A 1,987-nucleotide genomic window follows, 5' to 3' on the forward strand; every position below is an offset into this window, starting at 1 on the left:
CGCTTCTAAGTCTCCCACCTATCCTACACATGTAGGGTCAATGTTCACTGCCAAGCTATAGTAAAGGTTCACGGGGTCTTTCCGTCTAGCCGCGGGTACACAGCATCTTCACTGCGATTTCAACTTCACTGAGTCTCGGGTGGAGACAGCGTGGCCATCATTACGCCATTCGTGCAGGTCGGAACTTACCCGACAAGGAATTTCGCTACCTTAGGACCGTTATAGTTACGGCCGCCGTTTACCGGGGCTTCGATCAAGAGCTTCGTCCGAAAACTAACCCCATCAATTAACCTTCCGGCACCGGGCAGGCGTCACACCGTATACGTCATCTTACGATTTTGCACAGTGCTGTGTTTTTAATAAACAGTTGCAGCCACCTGGTATCTTCGACCAGCGTCAGCTTAGGGAGCAAGTCCCATCACCAACACCGGCGTACCTTCTCCCGAAGTTACGGTACCATTTTGCCTAGTTCCTTCACCCGAGTTCTCTCAAGCGCCTTGGTATTCTCTACCCGACCACCTGTGTCGGTTTGGGGTACGATTCGATGTTATCTGAAGCTTAGAGGCTTTTCCTGGAAGTATGGCATCAATGACTTCATCACCTTAGTGACTCGACATCGTGTCTCAGCGTTAATAAAGACCCGGATTTACCTAAGTCTTCCGCCTACGCACTTGAACCAGGACAACCGTCGCCTGGCCCACCTAGCCTTCTCCGTCCCCCCATCGCAATAACACCAAGTACGGGAATATTAACCCGTTTCCCATCGACTACGCCTTTCGGCCTCGCCTTAGGGGTCGACTCACCCTGCCCCGATTAACGTTGGACAGGAACCCTTGGTCTTCCGGCGTGCGGGTTTTTCACCCGCATTATCGTTACTCATGTCAGCATTCGCACTTCTGATACCTCCAGGATGCCTTACAGCTTTCCCTTCAACGGCTTACAGAACGCTCCTCTACCATGCATGCAAGCATGCATCCGTAGCTTCGGTGACTAGCTTAGCCCCGTTACATCTTCCGCGCAGACCGACTCGACCAGTGAGCTATTACGCTTTCTTTAAAAGATGGCTGCTTCTAAGCCAACTTCCTGGCTGTCTGAGCCTTTCCACATCGTTTCCCACTTAGCTAGTACTTTGGGACCTTAGCTGACGGTCTGGGTTGTTTCCCTTTCCACGACGGACGTTAGCACCCGCCGTGTGTCTCCCGTGATTGCACTCATTGGTATTCGGAGTTTGCATCGGGTTGGTAAGTCGGGATGACCCCCTAGCCGAAACAGTGCTCTACCCCCAATGGTGAGACACGAGGCGCTACCTAAATAGCTTTCGAGGAGAACCAGCTATCTCCCGGTTTGATTGGCCTTTCACCCCCAGCCACAAGTCATCCGCTAATTTTTCAACATTAGTCGGTTCGGTCCTCCAGTACCTGTTACGGCACCTTCAACCTGCCCATGGCTAGATCACCGGGTTTCGGGTCTAATCCTAGCAACTATGGCGCCCAGTTAAGACTCGGTTTCCCTACGGCTCCCCTATGCGGTTAACCTTGCTACTAAAATTAAGTCGCTGACCCATTATACAAAAGGTACGCAGTCACGGAACAAGTCCGCTCCCACTGCTTGTACGTACACGGTTTCAGGTTCTATTTCACTCCCCTCACAGGGGTTCTTTTCGCCTTTCCCTCACGGTACTGGTTCACTATCGGTCAGTCAGGAGTATTTAGCCTTGGAGGATGGTCCCCCCATATTCAAACAGCATTTCACGTGTGCCGTCCTACTCGATTTCACTTTAAAGGCATTGTCGTGTACGGGACTATCACCCTGTATCGTGGCACTTTCCAGAGCCTTCCACTAACACCTATAAAGCTTAAGGGCTAATCCGGGGTCGCTCGCCGCTACTGCCGGAATCTCAATTGATTTCTTTTCCTCGGGGTACTTAGATGTTTCAGTTCTCCCGGTTCGCCTCACATGCCTATGTATTCAACATGTGATACCTGTA

The 1,987-nt window shown here is 51.4% G+C and carries 1 rRNA gene; it reads right to left on the minus strand.

The features are described 5' to 3' along the window. Nucleotides 1–1,987: ribosomal RNA gene (locus Q4519_RS21485) — 23S ribosomal RNA — on the minus strand; the annotation flags it as partial.

The sequence above is a fragment of the Motilimonas sp. 1_MG-2023 genome (genome assembly GCF_030547455.1).
GTDB lineage: Bacteria > Pseudomonadota > Gammaproteobacteria > Enterobacterales > CBDFNC01 > Motilimonas.